This window comes from Mesorhizobium sp. M7A.F.Ca.US.014.04.1.1 (assembly GCF_003998745.1).
Taxonomy (GTDB): domain Bacteria; phylum Pseudomonadota; class Alphaproteobacteria; order Rhizobiales; family Rhizobiaceae; genus Mesorhizobium; species Mesorhizobium ciceri.
The window spans coordinates 1-1515 of sequence record NZ_RZRW01000928.1 but is presented as its reverse complement, the minus strand read 5'-3'; the positions used below and the strand labels follow the sequence as shown (position 1 = coordinate 1515).

Below are 1515 nucleotides of genomic sequence, written 5' to 3'. Positions count from 1 at the left end.
GTCCAACATCCTGGGTGTTCCCGCCGGAACCGCACTTGGCGAAGCGTTCGGCTGGCGCTCCACCTTCGTTGCCGTGGTCGGTATCGGCCTGATCTCGGTGGCAGCGATCGCCTGGTTGGTGCCGTCCGATGTCGCCGAGCCAAGCGGTGGCGGCCTGCGCGGCGAGCTGCGCGTGCTGGGCAAGCTGCAGGTCTGGCTGGCCATGCTGATCGCGGCGCTGACCTCCGCAAGCCTGTTCACCGTCTTCACCTACATCAAACCCTACCTCACCGAGGTATCGGGCTTGTCGACCTCGGCAGTCACGTGGGTTCTGCTGCTGTTCGGCGCGGGCATGACCATCGGCAACATTATCGGCGGCAGACTGGCCGACTGGAAACTGATGCCGACAGTGATCGGCACCCTGCTGCTGATGGCCCTGCTTTTCGTTGGATTCAGGCAGTTCGGCGCAATCGCCAGCGTTGCCATCGGCATCGTCTTCCTGTGGGGCCTGCTCATCTTCGTCGTCGTGCCGCCGTTGCAGATCCGGGTCGTCGAGGCGGCCTCCGAGGGACCGAACCTCGCCGCCACGCTGAACCAGGGCGCCTTCAATATCGGCAATGCCAGCGGCGCCTGGATAGGCGGCGTGGCCCTGTCCGCCGGTGTTTCCTATGCCAATTTGCCGCTGGTCGGCGCAGCACTCGCTGTTTTGGCGGTCACCGCCGCTGTGCTGTCGCAGGCGCTGGACCGGCGCGCGCCGGTCATCCCGCTTCCGGCTGAATAGTCTCTTGCGCCCATAGCGCGGCAGGCTGGACCAATCGACATCGGCGCCTTCAAATCGCATGTCTCTCGCTCCTGATGGAGGAAGTCATGCAGAAATCGATCGAACGCATCGCCGGCGAAAGCGAAGGGGTTTCCTACGAATTCCCGCTGTTCCGCTTCACTGGTTCCGACAAGGCTGCTCCTTCGGCCTATCTGCAGGCGGCACTCCATGCCGGCGAGTTGCCGGGTGTCGTCGCCATCGACGCGCTGATGCCGATGCTCAACAAGGCTGAAGCCGAAGGCCGCATCAAGGGCAATCTCACCATCGTGCCCTGGGCCAATCCGATCGGCCGGGCGCAATATCATTTCGGCGAGCATCAGGGCCGCTTCCATCTCGGCACGCGCACCAATTTCAACCGCGGCTTTCCGCTGCTCGCGGCGCCCGACACAGCGCTCTTGCCCGACACCACCCTTGGCAGCGTCGACCAGCGGCTGAAGACGCGGCTGGTGCAGCTCTCGCTCGGCCACGACATCGTGCTCGACCTGCACTGCGATGACGAGGGCCTCGCCTATCTCTACGTCCACACAAGCCTGTGGCCTGATATGGCCGATTGCGCCGCGGCCATGGGCGTCGACGCGGTCGTGCTGTGGAGCGAAGACACCGACGGCACCTTCGAGGGCGCCTCGATCATGCCCTATCAGAACGTCCCCGCCGATGTGGCCAAGCTCGACCGTCGCGTCGCCACCACCGTCGAATATCGCGGCATCCTCGATGTC

Annotated in this window: 2 protein-coding genes; both read left to right on the top strand. The window is 64.6% G+C overall.

Going from position 1 to position 1515, the window contains the following annotated elements; genetic code table 11:
• A partial coding sequence (locus tag EOA22_RS33200) for an MFS transporter (protein WP_164756165.1) occupies positions 1-760 on the top strand: 760 nt, incomplete at its 5' end.
• Positions 761-846: 86 nt separating this feature from the next.
• Positions 847-1515, top strand: a 669-nt coding sequence (locus tag EOA22_RS33195; RefSeq protein WP_164756164.1) for a succinylglutamate desuccinylase/aspartoacylase family protein, incomplete at its 3' end; no start/stop codon positions are given.